The 15921-nt window shown below is 66.3% G+C and carries 15 protein-coding genes; 5 read left to right on the top strand and 10 right to left on the bottom strand.

Going from position 1 to position 15921, the window contains the following annotated elements; all coding sequences use genetic code 11:
* Positions 1-8 precede the first annotated feature (8 nt).
* The 5 genes from LFT45_RS01125 to LFT45_RS01105 all read right to left on the bottom strand — a co-directional run bounded on the left by LFT45_RS01125 (position 9) and on the right by LFT45_RS01105 (position 5449).
* Positions 9-926, bottom strand: a complete 918-nt coding sequence (locus LFT45_RS01125) for an ABC transporter permease (protein ID WP_236806134.1) — start codon at positions 924-926, stop codon at positions 9-11.
* The gene (locus LFT45_RS01120; protein WP_236806133.1) at positions 926-1834 is read right to left on the bottom strand and encodes an ABC transporter ATP-binding protein; all 909 of its coding nucleotides are present in this window, start codon (positions 1832-1834) and stop codon (positions 926-928) included. The genes LFT45_RS01125 and LFT45_RS01120 overlap by 1 nt, the downstream gene beginning before the upstream one ends.
* A 361-nt stretch (positions 1835-2195) precedes the next feature.
* Positions 2196-2825: a LacI family DNA-binding transcriptional regulator gene (locus LFT45_RS01115; protein ID WP_236809489.1), complete on the bottom strand. Its 630-nt coding sequence runs from the start codon at positions 2823-2825 to the stop codon at positions 2196-2198.
* Between the two features lie 61 nt (positions 2826-2886).
* Positions 2887-3732 (bottom strand): hypothetical protein, encoded by an 846-nt coding sequence (locus tag LFT45_RS01110; RefSeq protein WP_236806132.1) that lies wholly within the window; start codon positions 3730-3732, stop codon positions 2887-2889.
* Position 3733: 1 nt separating this feature from the next.
* Complete coding sequence (locus LFT45_RS01105; protein WP_236806131.1) at positions 3734-5449, bottom strand: multicopper oxidase family protein; 1716 nt, start codon at positions 5447-5449, stop codon at positions 3734-3736.
* Between the two features lie 280 nt (positions 5450-5729).
* Here LFT45_RS01105 and LFT45_RS01100 point away from each other — a divergent pair, with 280 nt between their 5' ends.
* Positions 5730-5942, top strand: a complete 213-nt coding sequence (locus LFT45_RS01100) for a hypothetical protein (protein WP_236806130.1) — start codon at positions 5730-5732, stop codon at positions 5940-5942.
* Between the two features lie 2 nt (positions 5943-5944).
* Here the strand turns inward: LFT45_RS01100 and LFT45_RS01095 are convergent, their stop codons facing one another.
* Positions 5945-7399 (bottom strand): APC family permease, encoded by a 1455-nt coding sequence (locus LFT45_RS01095; protein WP_236806129.1) that lies wholly within the window; start codon positions 7397-7399, stop codon positions 5945-5947.
* Between the two features lie 59 nt (positions 7400-7458).
* Positions 7459-8205: a LysR family transcriptional regulator substrate-binding protein gene (locus LFT45_RS01090; protein WP_236806128.1), complete on the bottom strand. Its 747-nt coding sequence runs from the start codon at positions 8203-8205 to the stop codon at positions 7459-7461.
* A gap of 95 nt (positions 8206-8300) precedes the next feature.
* On the opposite strand from LFT45_RS01090, the gene LFT45_RS01085 reads away from it, so the two are divergent.
* Together LFT45_RS01085 and LFT45_RS01080 are read left to right on the top strand one after the other, a co-directional pair.
* Positions 8301-8699, top strand: a complete 399-nt coding sequence (locus tag LFT45_RS01085; RefSeq protein WP_236806127.1) for a DUF5997 family protein — start codon at positions 8301-8303, stop codon at positions 8697-8699.
* A gap of 308 nt (positions 8700-9007) precedes the next feature.
* Entirely contained in the window at positions 9008-11302 is a 2295-nt protein-coding gene (locus LFT45_RS01080; protein ID WP_236806126.1) for a fibronectin type III domain-containing protein, read from the top strand.
* Between the two features lie 88 nt (positions 11303-11390).
* Here the strand turns inward: LFT45_RS01080 and LFT45_RS01075 are convergent, their stop codons facing one another.
* The 3 genes from LFT45_RS01075 to LFT45_RS01065 all read right to left on the bottom strand — a co-directional run bounded on the left by LFT45_RS01075 (position 11391) and on the right by LFT45_RS01065 (position 14549).
* Complete coding sequence (locus LFT45_RS01075; protein ID WP_236806125.1) at positions 11391-12434, bottom strand: hemolysin family protein; 1044 nt, start codon at positions 12432-12434, stop codon at positions 11391-11393.
* Positions 12427-13788, bottom strand: a complete 1362-nt coding sequence (locus tag LFT45_RS01070) for a hemolysin family protein (protein ID WP_236806124.1) — start codon at positions 13786-13788, stop codon at positions 12427-12429. The genes LFT45_RS01075 and LFT45_RS01070 overlap by 8 nt, the downstream gene beginning before the upstream one ends.
* 110 nt (positions 13789-13898) lie before the next feature.
* Entirely contained in the window at positions 13899-14549 is a 651-nt protein-coding gene (locus LFT45_RS01065; RefSeq protein ID WP_236806123.1) for a TetR/AcrR family transcriptional regulator, read from the bottom strand.
* A gap of 89 nt (positions 14550-14638) precedes the next feature.
* Between LFT45_RS01065 and LFT45_RS01060 the strand changes: the two genes are divergently transcribed.
* On the top strand, positions 14639-15229 hold the full coding sequence (locus LFT45_RS01060; protein WP_236806122.1) for a hypothetical protein: 591 nt from the start codon (positions 14639-14641) through the stop codon (positions 15227-15229).
* Positions 15226-15918, top strand: a complete 693-nt coding sequence (locus LFT45_RS01055; RefSeq protein WP_236806121.1) for a DUF4386 domain-containing protein — start codon at positions 15226-15228, stop codon at positions 15916-15918. Before LFT45_RS01060 ends, LFT45_RS01055 begins: the two co-directional genes overlap by 4 nt.
* The last annotated feature ends 3 nt before the right edge of the window (positions 15919-15921 follow it).

The following is a 15921-nucleotide window of genomic DNA, read 5'->3' as shown; positions in this document are numbered from 1 at the left end:
CGGACGGTTCAGGGGGTCCGGGATCCGACGGCGGTCCGCCACCGAGAGAAATGGCGTTCGACGCCGACCAGCAGGTAGTTGACCAGCAGGCCGAGCAGGGACACGGTCAGGATGCCCGCGTACATGTCCGGGATGAGGAAGCTCATCTGGGAATTGACGATCAGGTAGCCGAGGCCGGCCTTGGCACCTACCATCTCGGCGGCGATCAGGACGAGGATGGAGGATGTGCCGGCCATCCGGATGCCCGTGAAGATGGTGGGCACGGCAGACGGAAGGATCACTTTCTGGAACAGCTGGAAGTTGGACAGCCCCAGTGAGCGGGCGGCGCGGATCAGCAGCGGGTCAACGGTCCGGACGCCGGCGATGGTGTTCAGCAGCACCGGGAAGAATGCCGCGTAGGCCACGATGCTGATCTTCGAGGTCTCCCCGATACCGAGCAGCAGCGTGAACACGGGGAGCAGGGCCAGGGCGGCCGTGTTCCTGAAAACTTCCAGCAGCGGGTTGAGGAAGCGGTCGAGGGCGCCGTACCAGGCCACGAGCAGCCCGAGGGCCACGGCGGTGACGACTGCGATGCCGAAGCCGCTGGCCGACCGGCTCAGGCTGGCTGCGAGGTGGTTTTGCAGCTGGCCGTTTCCGATGAGTGTGCCCAGCGCCTCGAGCACTTCGTGAAGGGGCGGAAGGAAAACCCTCGTCGATGCCGGAGCAAGGTAGGTGGGTCCCAGTTCCCAGAGCAGCAGGAACAGGATGATCGCACCCGCACCCCACACCGCCTTGCCGCCCTGCAGGGCGTACCGGCGCAGCGTGGCCGCGGGGGTTTTGCCGGGCCCCGGACTCAGCGCCGGATTTCGCTGCGTCGTTGCCTTCCCGGCCGCCGCCGCCGGACCGGTCTGCGTTTCAGTTTCCTTGGTCAGTGTTGGCGCGCTCATCAGGCTGCCTTTCCGGTGGTGATGGTCCTGGTCTCGTCCGGCGCCGTTCCGTCAGGCTGGATCTTCGCGTGGCCGGCCTCCTGGGCACGGCGTACCTCCTCATGCAGCAGCGACCAAACCTTGTGCCGGTGTTCCACGAAGGCAGGGTTGGAGCGGACGTCCTCGTCGCCGGAGCGGTCTCCGAGGTCGATGTCCACGATTTCCTTCAGCCGTCCCGGCCGGGAGCTGAGCACGGCCACCCGCTGGCCCAGGTACACGGCTTCGTCGATGCCGTGCGTGATGAAGATGATGGTCTTGCCCGTGGTGGCCCAGATCCGGAGCAGTTCGGCCTGGAGTTGCTCGCGCGTTTGGGCATCCAATGCCGCGAACGGTTCATCCATCAGCAGGATATCCGGCTCGTAGGCCAGGCTCCGGGCGATGGCCACGCGCTGCTTCATGCCGCCGGACAGCTCGTGGGGGTAACGGTCTTCAAATCCGCCGAGGCCCACGAGCTCAAGGTATTCGCGGGCCTTCTCGGCCCGTTCCTTGCGGCTGTAGCGCTTCCCGTCGCTGCCCACGCCTTCCAGTCCAAAGGACACGTTGGCAGCGGCCGTGCGCCAGGGGAACAGCGCATACTGCTGGAAAACGACGGCGCGGTCCCGGCCCGGGCCTGCCACTTCCCGTCCGTCCACCAGCACTTGGCCGGTGTCTGGCTTGGTGAGGCCGGCCAGGAGGTCCAGGAGGGTGGTCTTGCCGGAACCGCTGGGTCCCACCAGTGTGATGAATTCGCCTGCGGAGACGTCAAGGGAGATTCCGTCCAGGGCGGTCAGGACGGCCCCTTCCGGGTTGTCCTTGCTGGGCCGCACCGTGAACTTCTTGGTGATGTTTTGAAGGCTGATTTTCGGTATCGGCCCGGTTCCGGAGGTCATGGTGTGCTTCCCTTCAGCAGGTCCTTCAAGGCGTTTGTTGTCCACCATGAGAGCAGAGATAGACCATCGCCCTGAAGGGCACGGTCACGAGGGGAAACGGGGCGTAACCCGCCGCCCGGGGCCGCGCGTGGCGGCTCCGGGACGCGTGGGGACGCGTAGGGAAACAGTGCGTAACGGCGTGCGTCTTACGGTGACATCGGATGACGCATGACGGCAGGAACGGACGGCCGCTGCGGCCAATGTTGCGCCCGGCTACGGACCGTGACGTACCGGCCCCGTCCGTACCTTGCACGGCAGGCGGTCAGTGGCAAGGACCGATTGTTACGCGGCTGCATGCACCCGGTTCTGGATCACCCGGCTCCTAGAGGACGGGGATCTGCTCGGCAAAAATGCCGGCGGCGGACAACACCTCGTTCAGCAGCAGTGCACCGTAGCCAAACAGGGCATGCCCGCTGAGTCTCTTCCACGGGGCTGTCTGCCCGGCCGCCTGGGCGTACCCGGCGATCCGGTCGATGAGCAGCGCGACCGCCTGTTCGGCCTTCACCGATTCTGAGATGACCACCTGCGCGATGCCGCGCCTGGCCAGTTCGGCGATGGTCAGGTCCTCTTCCTCGGAGACGGGCAGGACGCCCACGATGACGCCGTCCGCACCGCCGGCCAGCATGAATTGCCGCCACGACTGGCCGAGCAGGATGACCGGCTGGTAGCCGTGCCGCGGAAGTATCGCGGCGGCGGCCGCGGCGAGGGCGCGGTCCGGCGGCCATTCCAGGTCCTCAATGGCGATGGCCACCAGATCCGTCCGGCCGCGGCGCATGCCCCGCGCTGCCTGATTGGGCACATAGCCAAGATCGTCGACGGCGGCCATGACGCGCTCCTGCGTGGGCCTGCTGATCCGCGTGGTGCCTCCGCTCCTGCCGGACAGCACGTAGGACACCGTCGTCAGTGAGACCCCGGCCCGTTCGGCAACGTCCCGGATGGTGGGGCCGGACATGCTTCTCACTGCCTCCTCCTGTCGTTGCGCTCCGCGACGTTTCCGGTTTGGAAGTGGTGCATCACTCCGTATGCGGGTGTATTGCCTGGCCTTCGAGCTGCTCCGGGTCCCACGGCGGTTCAGCGGCCATGTCCACGCCTGTTCCGGACGCGGACCTGGGCCCGACGCTTACGTTGGCGGCGGGAATGTGCGCCGGGCGGCTGATGCCCTCGCGGACACTATCGACAGTTTCGTCGCCGAGCAGGGGGCCCGTGTAGCTGATGCTGAGCTGTCCGCCCCGCACCTGAGTGCTGTAGTTCCCGAGCGCGTCGGAGACGATGCCCTCCCGGTCCACCGCGGCCGACACTGAGCTGGGGTCCGCCGTGGCAACGTTGAAGCGCAGGTCATGCACCAGGACGGGCAGGACATAGAAGTTCTTCACGCCGAGCTTGCCGGTGTCCTCCTCGGTGACTGCCCGCACGATGGTGCGTCCGTCGTCGGGAGTGGCAGTTGACGGCAGGGCCACAATGACTTCGGGGACCATCTGCTGCAGCACGGCGGGTTCGAGGACATCGGGCGAGACTGCGGACAGGGCGGTGCCCCGTGCCGCGGCGGCGGAGTCCAGCCGCTTGCGGATACCGGCGACGTCGGCGTCCAGTGCGGTGTGCACAGCGATCACCACCCTGCGCCGGACCATGAGGCCGTCGTAGTTGACGGTGGGCCGGCCGTTGCCCAGGTCCTGCCCTTCCTCGGCCTGTGCGAGGACCCGGTCCGCAGCGTCGGCGGGACTGCTTGCGGGCGGGGCGGGAGTGCTTGCGGGCGGGGCGGGTGCCGGGTTGGCTGCCGGACTGGCCTGGCCGCCGCCGGTGCAGCCGGCCAGGGAGAAGGCCAGCAGCACCGCCGGTGCGATCAGTAGCGACCGTCTCATGTCACGTCCCCGCCGGGTAGGCCAGCTTGTACTTCGACGCGTAGTACCCCTCGGGCCGGGTTTCCAGCACGGGCTTGTCAGCGTTGATGGGGTCGTTGTTCCGCAGGTCACCCACGGAGAACTGGACCATCATGTCGTGGTCCTCGTGGACGAGGTTGTGGCAGTGGACCATATACCGGCCGCCCACGTGCTTGCCGGTATCGAACTGCATGAGGACCGTGACCGACTCGTTCTCGCCAGCATAGAAGACGTCCTTCGGACCGCCTTCCCAGGCGAACGGCTTGCCGCCGTTGGTGTTGCGGCCGATGATCTTGCCGTCGATCAAGTGGATGTGGACCGGATGGAACCAGCCGCCGGACTCGTTGACGATGGTCCACTGCTCCACCTGGTTGCGCTGCGGGTTGCCGAAGCACCGGGTGAAGTTGGATTTTTCCACGTCGTCCCAGGTTTCACCGTTGATGGTCCATTCCCCGCCCTCCCGCTGAACCCGGAGGATCCTCTTGGCGACGGCCATGTCCGGGGTCAGGGCCATGGTGTCCAACCCGCCGGTGGCCCTGGTGGGGTGCGGGCCGGGGTCCAGCGTCGTGGGGATGGAGGAGATGGAGCGGGATCCGGGCTGGGGGGCAGAATCCGCCACCACCTGGAACTTCATGACCTTGCCGGTATTGGCGAAGTTCACGTTGTTCTTGTTGCTCAGGTTCCGCAGCTCCACGGACTGGCCCGGCTTGTACTTCCGGAAGTCGATCAGCACCTCATAACGTTCGGCCGTTCCCTGCCGCCAGGAGGACACCGCCTGCACCTTCGGGGTCATCCCGGCGTCGGTGCCCACCACGTGGAACGGGTCGCCATTGGAGAGGGCAAAGCGGTAGGAGCGGGTGATCGAGCCGACCAGGAACCGGAACCGGTATATCCGTGGCTTGACCTTCATGGTGGGCCACGGCACCCCGTTGACCATGATGATGTCGCCCCACAGCCCGGCATGGCCGTTGTCGTTATAGCCGAGGGAACCGTCGGCGTTGAGCATCACGTCGGAAACCAAGATGGGCACGTCGAACTCGCCCTGCGGCAACTGCGCCCGCTCACCCGCGCTGGTAATGGCGTACGTGGAGGCGAGACCCGAGTACACACCCTGCGCCGTCAGCATGTGGTTGTGGTCGTGGTACCAGAGCGTCCGCGCCGCCTGCCAGTTTGGATAGTGGTAGTTCTTCACCCTGCCCGGCGCGGTGCGGTCGTTCGCGTACCCGTCGTACTGGGGCAGCGATGCCGAGCCGTGCAGGTGGGTAACTGTGTTGAAGGTGTTCGGGTAGAGCAGGCCCGTCGCGGGCAGACGGTTGCTGATCCGCAGCTCGGTCCGGGTGCCCTGCTGCACCCGGAGGGTGGGGCCCGGGAAAACGCCGTTGTACCCCGCCAGGGTGGTGCTGAGCCCCCGCGCTATCTGGGCCTTGCCCAGTTTTTGGTTCAGGGCGTATTTCGCAAACGGCGTGCCGTCGCCGTCCCGGCCCGTGGCGTAGGGAAGCAGTTCCGGCGGCCGCCGGAAGACGGTGGTGAAGGGGACCGGCATGTTCGCCGGGGCGAGCCTGCTTGGCGTGACAACCGTGGTCTCATTGTCGTCTGCACCCCGGCGGCCGGGCACACTGCCCGGGACACCCGCGATGGCCGGCCCTGCGGTTGATGCTGTGGCGGCGACGGCGCCGCCCAACAGGCTTAGTTTCAACACGTCCCTCCGTGTGCTGCCATGACGTCCTCCCAGCTGGTTGTGATGGCCTCAGCGACAGCGTTGGCGCTGGCCATGTGTGGAAACACAGTCATGGTGCGCCGCGGGACTCCAGAAAACCTTGGGAATCAGCGTCTGCGGGGTTCCGTCCCACCTGAATAGGTGGGAGGGCCGCGGAACCCCCTCAGTATGGCCGCCGCAGGCGCCGCAGATCCGGCCGGTCCCCGGTTATTCCCAACGGCCCGGCGGCAGACTGCCACCAGAACTAAAGGAGCGTGGTCCTGTGCAGGAGGAAGGTTTTAGGCGCCAGATCATGGGTGTGATCAGCCACGTCCTCAGTGACGAGGGTACGGACATGGACGTCCGGATGGCGCTGCTGCGGCATCTTGGCGAGAATCCCGGAAGCCCGGAACGGGCCCTGATGGCCCACCTTCGTGACTGCAAGCGACCGGGCACCGGCCCGGATCAGGGATCAGTCGTTGCAGGTCCCGCTTGACGTCATGAGACCTCGTCAGCGGCCGACCCCGCCGTGCGGTTGGTTCTCCTGTTGATCAGCCAGGTGACCAGCCACAGCACCACGCCGATCCCCATCAGGCCGCCGGCGATCTGGTACTGGACCGCATCCCTGCCCACCCATGGACCAGCCAGGAACGCGCACAGCAGGGCAGCGACAACCGGCAGCGGTCCGGGCGAGGTGAAGAACACCTCCCGGGTGTGGTCCCGCTTACCGCGGAGGACAATGCAGGCCACGTTCACCACGGTGAACACGCACAGCAGCAGGAATGCGGTCGTACCGGACAGGTTCGCGACGATGTTGCTCTCCGGATCGCTGGTCACGTACCAGATCAGCCCCAGCGCGAGGACGGTCGAGAACGCGATGCCGGCCCACGGCGTGCGCCGGCTCGGCAGCACCTTGCCCAGCGGCCGCGGCAACACGTCCTGCCGGGCCATGCCGTAAATGAGGCGGCTGGCCATCAGCATGTTGATCAGCGCAGTGTTCGCGACGGCGAAGACCGCGAGGAAAGGGAAGATTTTGTCGATCGGGAAGTCCGGCGAGCCCTTGTGCACCACTTCGAGGAGCGCCGCACCCTCGGCCTCCCTGATCCCTGCGAGTTCCGTGGGTGAGAGCACGCTGACCACGGAGACGGCAACCAGCATGTAGAGGATCACGGCGATGCCCAGCCCGGTCAGCATGGTCCGCGGGAAGATGCGCTCTGGGTGGTGGGTCTCCTCGACCATGTTCACGGAGTCCTCGAAGCCCACCATCGCAAAGAACGCGATCGAGGTGGCCGCCGTGACGGCGAGGAAGAGGCCCTTATCCTGGCCGTCGGTGAACACTGTGATCTCTTCGATGTGTCCACCACCCTGGGCCATCACGTAGAAGCCGACGCCGATCACGATGCACAGGGCGATCATCTCCACGAGGGTGAGCACCACGTTGAATTTCACGCTCTCCCCCACGCCGCGCAGGTTGATCAGCGCCAGCAGCAGCATGAAGCCAAGCGCCACCGCGGTGATCACTCCCTGTCCGGGGTCGCCCATCCAGCCGTTGATCTCCAGGCCGCCGAAGAAGTTCTGCGCGAGCACGTTGGCGGAGGTCGAGGCGCTGGTGATCCCGGAACAAACGACGGCGAACGCCACCAGGAAAGTGACGAAGTGGATGCCGTATGCCTTGTGCGTATACAGCGCTGCACCTGCCGCCTGAGGGTATTGCGTGACCAGCTCCAGATAGGAGAAGGCGGTCAGCGTCGCGACGACGAAAGCCAGCAGGAACGGCAGCCAGACAATGCCGCCTACCGTGCCGGCCATGGTCCCGGTGACCGCATACACGCCCGCGCCGAGGATGTCGCCCACGATGAAGAGGAGCAGGAGCTTTGGCCCGAGGACCCGTTTCAGTTCCGGTGCGTCACCTTCGGGGGTTGCGTCGAACACTTCATGGGACGTGGTGCTCATTGCTTCACTGTGAACCTGCGCAACACAGTTTTGCAATACCGCCGGCTTGGCAGCAGCAGTTACCGCTTGCCCTTCTTCCGCGAGCCCTTGCCGCGGCCCTTGTCCGGATTGGGTGCGTAACGCTGGGCCACTTTCGGCTTCCTGGCGCCGGCCCCGGTACCGCTGCCGCGAAGATCCGGCTTGGGTGCCTTCTTCGGTTTCTCCTGCCGGGCGGACGGCTGCCGCGAGCTTTGCGCGGTGCGGCCGCGGACAATGCCGATGAACTCCTCGATGACCTCGTCCGTGGCGTCGCTGGGCCAGGCGAGTGCAATCTCTGTGGCCGGCGCCCCCGTGAGGCGGCGGGCCACAGTGTCCTTGGTATTGAAATGACGCGCGACGGACATGGGAAGTATCAGCAGGCCCGCGCCGGACGCCACCACTTGCAGGGCCATTTCCGGCCCGCCCAGTTCATCGGCGTCGAGGAAGTTTTCCTCGGCGAGGTCCTCCAGCGCCACGTCCTCAAACACGGTGATTTCGTGTCCCTTGGGCGCCACCACCACGGGCAGCTCCTCATAAAGGGGGATAACGTTCAACCCTTCGCGCTCCACCGGCAGGCGGACAAAGCTCAGGTCCGCCGAACCGTCCCGCAGCACGGAAAGCTGTGTGCCGCCGTCGGACATGAACGAGTGCAGCGGAACGTCCGGCATCCGTTCCTCCCAGCGGCGGATCCACTTCCCTGGCGTCACGCCGGGGACGTAGGCAAAGCGGAGCTCTCGCGGGGACTCCGGCGGAGCCGGGTCCAGGGTGGGTTCATCTTCAGCGGGCACACCTTCACAGTACTGCCGACATCCGTGACTACGGACATCCTTGACTGCAGGCATCCTTGGTCAGGGGAGGCGGCGCAGCCGGATACCCTTAATACATGACCTCCGCTAACTCCCAGTCCATGAAGCCGGCCACCGTTGCCAAGAAGCTTGGCATCTACCTGCCTGCGACGCCCCAGGAGTTCCAGGATTCAACCATCACGCGCGCAGAGTTCGCCGAGCTGCAGTCCAACCCGCCGGAGTGGCTGGCCGAACTGCGCCGCAACGGCCCGCACCCCCGCCCGGTGGTCGCCCAGAAGCTGAACATCTCCATCAGCGGCCTTGCCCGCGGCGGGGTCGAAGACGCGCTGACGACGGCGGAAATCACCGCGCTGCTGCAGGCTCCCCCCGCGTGGCTGGTCGCCGAGCGCGCCACGCAGGCCGCCGTCCGCACCGAGGCGCAGCGGGTCAAGGACGAGGCTGCCAAGAAGGCAGCAAAGAAGGCCCGCCAGGGCTGATTTCCGGCCTTCCCCTTGGGGAAAGCCGGAATTGTGAACCCCCTGCTGTGGGGGCAGGTGGGGGTGTCCACCCCTCCGCGGGGGTGCGCGTCCCGCTCATGACTGACGGCGGGGAATGCCCGCCCTGACATGGGCAGATCACCTTCTTCCCCGTCACGGCCCCCTCCATGTGGGGGCCCAAAAGGTGTTCCCCAAATCGGTGCCGCAGGCCGTCCATACAAGCCAAAACGCACAGCGTTTCCCCAAGGGGCCTTACTGATTCTGTGATTGTGCGTGAAGGTCGCGCACCTCGGATCGATGAGGTCATCATGAAATCAGCACAAAGCGAGCCGGGAGCGCACACTTCTCGCCTTCCCGGTGCCCGCAGGGCCGGAGTCTTCGCCACCGTCTCGGCCGTTCTCTGCTCAACCTCCATGCTTGCCATTCCCGCCGCCAATGCGGCCGTACCTGCTTTCCCGGACAACATCGTTGTCTTCCCCGACCGCGACTTCGTCTCCGTTGAGGGCTACGAGGGACACGCCGGCGATATGGCCACTCTCGAGGTCAAGCGGGCAGACGAGGTCATCGGCTCCGCCCGGTCCCTGGTCGACGGCGGCGGCGTCGCCTTCGAGGTCAACCACCCCGGCGGCGTCTGCTGGGGTGCCGGCACCGGCCTGAATGTCACTCCCGATATCCGCCCCGGCGACGTCGTCTCCATTAAGTTCGACAAAGCAGCCGCCGCACCGGCCGACGAAACAACGGTGCAGGACGTCTATGTGACCGGGAACTCCGTGCTCACTGGCAGCACCCTCACGGTCAAGGGACACATCGGAAGCAGCGTCAACGCGGCGCAGATGGAACAGCGGATCATTGAGCCGGCGCTGAAGGACACCGACGTCGCGCGCCGTGACATCCGCGCTGTCCCCGGCGTGATGACTCCGGCCCCTAAGGGCGGTTACTCGTCCAGCCTCGAGGTCGTGGGAAATGAATTCACGGCCGTTTACGAGTTCCTCGATCCGGCGACAGCAAAGATGGCGGCCGATGCCGGCCTCGGCGAGCGTGCCATGGCCTGGCAGTCAGAGGATGCCGACGCCAACCGGCAGGGCCTGACCATCGCCGAGTACGGTGAGCCCGGCGGCCCCGGCATGGGTGGCTGCCCCAACGGTCCGCTGCAGTCCGGCCCACCGGCACCGTCTGACATCACCGCCGCCAAGGTCGCCGGCGGGCTGAAGCTGAACTGGAAGCCGGCTACAGCAATCCCCGGCACCCCCGCCATCACCGGTTACCGCGCCGTCGCAGTCGGCAAGACCATGACCAACGGCGAGCAGGTTGAGATCGGCAAGCGCATCTCCGGCCAGGCGGCCAGCAGCACCACGATCACCGGTCTTTCCGCCACCGAGGAATACGACGTTTACGTCGTGGGCATCAGCAGCGTCGGTGAGACTTTCCCCGCCGCCCATGCCATCCCGGTCACGGACACCACAGCTCCAACCGTCTCCGCCACCCCCAGCGGCGGCACCTCCCCGGTGGCACAGCGGGTGACGCTCACCGCCAGTGAGACGGGCAGCGATATCTACTACACCGTCGACGGTTCCGAGCCGGTCCTCTCAGGCGGCGTACTTGGGACCAACGTGATCCACTATACCGGACCTATGAACATCGCCTCCACCTCCACTCTGAAGTTCGCGGCGTTCGACCCTTCCGGCAACGTTTCCACCACCAGCGAGGTCCTCTTTACGGTGACCAATGACCCGGTACCGTCAGCCCCGACGTTCGCCAGCGCCCCGGTCGTAGGCCAGGGCACGGCAAGCCTGTCCTGGACCGCCCCGAACCCCGGCGCTGCTGGCCTGAGCATCACCGGCTACTCCGTCCAGGCCTACACCACAGACGGCACACCATTCGGTGCACCCAAGACGACCACCGGTGACGTCACGAGCCTCGTCTACGGTGGGCTCAACGGCGACACCGCCTACCAGTTCACTGTGCGGGCTTCCAACACCAACGGCATGGGCCCTGAATCAGCAAAGACGGCAGCCGCCACGGCCCAGGGCGCTGTCGTTGCCATTGCCGGACCCGACCAGAACGTTGTCCGCCGCACCACGGCCACCCCGGTAACCCTCGACGGCACCGGGTCCACCGCCACCGGCGCCACGTACAAGTGGGTGCAGGTCCTGAGTGGGGCAACCGATCCCAACAAGGTGACGCTGACCGGCGACACCACGCTCAAGCCGACGTTCAGCCTCCCGGTCTTCAAAACTCCGATGACCAACGCACCGCTGGTCTTCCGCCTGACGGTCACGTCCGGCGCGACCGTCCGGACGGACGAGGTCCAGGTTGTGCCGGTTGCAGACCGGGTGACCATCACCGGCCAGTGGAAGAGCGGTGACTTCAAGCTCTCGGGTACCGGCTCCGTAGTCGGCAGCACCGTCACCGTCCGCACAGGCAGCGCCACCGGCCCGGTCCTCGGCCAGGCAGCCGTCACGGCGGCTGCGGCTCCGGCAACGGGCGGCATCTTCTCCCTGCGGCTGCGCAACGCAGCGGCCGGCACAACCAACCCGGGTTCGGTATGGGTTGAGTCGAACGCAGGCGGTACGGCGGGCCCCGTCACGATATCCAACAAGTAAGTCCTGAAGCACCGAAGTCCGGTGGCCGGCGGCATCAGCCGCCAGCCACCGGACTTCGTTGTGTTCCGGGTTCGCTTGTTTCCGTGCTCTAGGAGCTGCTGGTGGCGTCCTGCACCTCGCCCACCAGTTCCTCGATGATGTCCTCGAGGAACAGCACTCCGGTGGTGTTGCCCCGCGCGTCGAAGACCCTGGCAACGTGGGCGCCGGTCCGGCGCATCGTCGCAAGGGCGTCCTCAAGCTCGCTGCCGCGGAACGTCGAGGCCAGCCGGCGGATGCGTTTCTCCGGCACGGGCCGGGTGAATTTCTCCGCTGTGGTGAGGTCCATGACGTCCTTCAGGTGCAGGTAACCGGAGGGGTCACCGTCGTCGTCGGTCAGGATGTACCGGGAATAGCCGTGCTCGGCCACAGCCCGCTGGATGTCTGCCGGCGTCGCAGACGCCGGCAGGAGCACCATCTCGGCGATGGGGACCTCGACGTCGGCCACGGTCTTTTCGGTGAACTCGAAGGCCGCGGTGAGGGCGCCGGTGTTGTCGGTCAGGACGCCTTCCCTGGTGGATTGCTCCACGATGTTTGCCACCTCGTCCAAGGTGTAGGCGCTGGTGGCCTCATCCTTGGGCTGCACCCGGAACAGGCGGAGGATCGAGTTGGCAATGCCGTTCAGGCTCCAGATGACCGGCTTGAAGATGCGCGCCACCATCACCAGCGGCGGGGCAAGGATCAGCGCCGCGCGGGTCGGGACCGAGAACGAGATGTTCTTGGGGACCATCTCGCCGAGGACCACGTGCAGGAAGGTCACCAGCAGCAGCGCCGCCGCGAAGGCGATGATTCCGATCGCCTCCCCGGAGAGGGACGTCAGGCCCAGCGGGATTTCCAGCAGGTGGTGGATCGCCGGCTCGGAGACGTTCAGGATCACTAGCGAGCAGACGGTGATGCCCAACTGGCTGGTGGCCAGCATGAGCGTGGCATGCTCCATCGCCCACAGGGTGGTTTTCGCGGCCTTGCTTCCCGCCTCCGCCTTCGGCTCGATCTGTGACCGGCGGGCGGAGATGACGGCGAACTCTGCGCCGACAAAAAAGCCGTTGACCACCAGCAGGACGGCGAGCCAGATGATGCCCGGAAGGTACTCACTCATGGGTCAGCTCCTGTGTGAGGCTGTCGATGATCTTGTCATGTGCGCTTCTGGGCGGCTCTGCCGATTCCTCCGGCGTGAATTTCAGGCGCCCCACGTGGGTGCCGGCCACCCGCTCCACACGGAGCGTGCCGCCGTCGACAGCCACCTCGTCGCCGAGCTCCGGGATGCGGTCCAGCCGGTCCGCGACGAAACCGGCCACGGTGTCGTAGTCCTCGCCGTCGGGGACGGCGATGCCTGTCCGGTCCAGGAGCTCATCCGGACGCAGCGAGGCATCGAAGGTGATGGACCGTCCGGTCCGAACCACGCCTACGCGGGCGCGGTCGTGCTCATCCTCCAGTTCGCCGACGATCTCCTCCACCAGGTCCTCAAGGGTGACGATGCCGGCCGTTCCGCCGTGCTCGTCGGAGACGATGGCCACCTGGAGGCCCTGCTTGCGGAGCAGCACCAGGAGGGAATCGACGCCCATGGATTCGGGGACCATAAGCGGTTCGATCATCAGGTCGGCGGCGAGCACGTTCGCGCGTTCCTCAAGGGCGACGGCGAAGGCCTGCTTAACGTGGAGCACGCCGAGCACGTCGTCGCGGTCCCGGCCGATGACAGGGAACCTCGAATAGCCGGTGGAGCTGGCCAGCGCGATGATCTGCTCGGCCGTGTCATCAGTGTTGACGGCCGTCATCCGCACGCGCGGGGTCAGAACGTCGGCGGCGCTGTGTTCGGAGAAGCGCAGCGTCCGGTGAAGCAGGGCGGCGTGGTCCAGGTCGAGGACGCCTTCCAGCGCGGAACGGCGGACCAGCGAACTCAGTTCCTCGGCGCTGCGGGCCCCTGACAGTTCCTCTTTTGGCTCGATCCCGAAGGACCTGATGATTGCGTTCGCCGTGTTGTTGAACAGGAGGATGACGGGCTTGAACACCGCAGTGAACAGGGCCTGGAACGGAACCACCACCTTCGCGGTGGCCAGGGGGAGCGCCAGCGCGAAGTTCTTGGGAACCAGCTCGCCGATCACCATCGAGAAGATGGTGGCGATGAAAATCGCGACGACGGCGCCCACCCCGGGCACAAGGCCTTCCGGGAACCCGGCCGCCGTCAGTGGACCGCTTAGCAGCTTGCTGATGGCAGGTTCAAAGGTGTACCCGGTTAGGAGGGTGGTGAGGGTGATGCCCAGCTGCGCACCGGAAAGGTGCGTCGAGGTGATCTTCAGGGCGTTGATGGTGGGGGCAAGGCGTTTCTCGCCCCGGGCCTGGCGCGATTCCAGGTCGTTGCGGTCAAGATTGACCAGGGCGAACTCGGATGCAACGAAGAATCCGGTGCCCACTGTCAGGATCAGGCCGATCCCGATCATGATCCATTCATTCATTGGAGGCGCCCCTCTCCCGTGCTAACCGGTGTGCCGGTCAAGTGGGTGAGGGGCCAGGGCATATGTGAAGGAGGGTCGTCCATAGTGCATTCCACTATATCGGGTGTTTCTTAGCGGGCGCCTACCGGGATCCCGGCGAGCAGCTGGCCGAGCACCAGCTCGTAGTGCTCCGCGCTGCCGTAGCGGCTCATCGGCCCGGCCACGGAGGCGGTGAGGGGGAACGCCTGTGCCACGCCTGGATCTGCGAGATCCTCGGCAAGCGACTCCCCCGCACCGCCGGCCCGCGCCACGACGAACGACGCCCAGCCGTAGTTCAGGCCAAGGATGCCGCTGAAGGTCGCTACGGCCGCGTCGCCGGTGATCCCGCCGCGCGCCAGGATCCGCAGCGCCCACTCCCCGATCGGGAGGGTGTTGGGTCCCGGCACCGGATGTGCGAAGAGAGCAGTCACTGCCCACCGGTGGCGGCTGAGCATGTCCCGGTGGTTCCGCGCGAACCCGCCCAGGTCCTCGATCCAGCTGGCGCTGTCCGACGGCGGCTCCATACGCCCCAGCACCCGGTTCAGCAGTGCGTCCACCAGCTCGTCCTTCGTGCTGAAGTAGCGGTACAGCGCCATGGGCGAGGACTCGAGCTCTGTGGCAACTGCACGGATGGTCAGCGTCTCGATCCCGCCTGCCGCAACCCGCTCGGCCACATCCAGGATCTCCTCGACCGTGAGCGAGTTGCGGGCCCGCCGGCTGCGGGATGTAGAACTTGAAGGCACGGCTCCAGCTTTCTATCGGGCTATTGCGTACAGTGTACACTATGCGTAACGTACAACGTACACAGTCCGCTTCGCCCTAGGAGATTCCGATGTCGTGGTTTCGCTGGTTACCCTCATTCCTTGGTTTTCCTGTAGGCGGCTGGCTGGCGTTCCAGCTTGTAGGTTCGGCCACCAGCCCGCCCACCGCGGCACTGGCGGGTGCTGTTGCCGGCACCCTCATCGGCACTGCCCAGTGGCTGGCCCTGCGGCCCGCGGTCAGCTGGCACTGGATAGTCGTGAGCACCATCGGCATGGGCGTCGGTGGCGCCCTCGCTGCCGCCGTCACGGGATCTGCCACGACGGTAGGCGCCCTGGCCGTGACCGGCCTCATCGCCGGAGCTGCTGTGGGTTTGGGCCAGGGCATTGCGTTCCGCCGCGGATGGCGAGTCGCCGTTCTGTGGACGGTGACCGTAGGCGCCTCATGGATGCTCGGCTGGACTGTAACCTCCCATGTCATCGTCGACGCCGACCGGGGTTACGCCGCGTTCGGCTCCAGTGGCGCGTTGGCGGTCACTCTCATCACCGGTCTTGCCCTCCGCCGGCTTCTCGGCCCCGGACGCGGCCGGCTGGTTACCCCGGCGGTGAGCGCCGCCGTCGGACGATTGAGTGACGGACCTTCCGCCGCCGGGACCCAGCGGTGAACGCCACCGTCGCGGCCGGCATCATGCTGATTGTCCTTCCGGTGGCCTTCAATGCAGCATTCGCCGCCCTGGCCGCAAAGTTCGATTATCCGGACATCCTCCGCAGGCCCACACAGGAAGTCCTGCTCCGCTTCCGCGACGGCGGGCCAGGTCTGGTGCTGCTCTGGTGGTCGTTTGCACTGACGGCAGTGCTGCTGGCGCCGGCCGCGGTCCTGCTGTCCGGTGCACTGGCCGGCGCGGATACGACGCTGCTGGCGCTGGGTTCCGCGGTGGGCGTGCTGGCCGCCGTCGTGCAATTCCTGGGGCTCATCCGCTGGCCGTTCCTGGTGCCCTACCTTGCCCGCACGGCCACGGAACCTGACGCCACCGCAGCCCGCAAAGAAGCTGTCGACGTCGTCTTCCAGTCCTTCAACCGCTATCTGGGCGTGGCCGTCGGCGAGCACCTGGGCTACCTGCTCAGCGGCGCGTGGAGCATCCTGGCCGGCGTGGCCATGATCCAAAGCATTGCCGTTCCGGCCTGGCTCGGGATCGTGGGCATCATTGTCGGCGCGGTGCTGGCGGTGTGCTCACTGGAATTCGTGGGCTCGTTCGAACCCGGCGGCTGGAAGCTGGCCGCGGCGCTGACGCCGGCGACCTACATCGCATGGTCATTGTGGCTGGTGGCAGCCGGTGTGTTCCTGCTGCTCTGACGA

Origin of the sequence: Arthrobacter sp. FW305-BF8 (assembly GCF_021789315.1) — a bacterium.
GTDB lineage: Bacteria > Actinomycetota > Actinomycetes > Actinomycetales > Micrococcaceae > Arthrobacter.
Note: the sequence above shows the minus strand (reverse complement) of the source record. Positions and strands in the feature narration are given on the sequence as shown.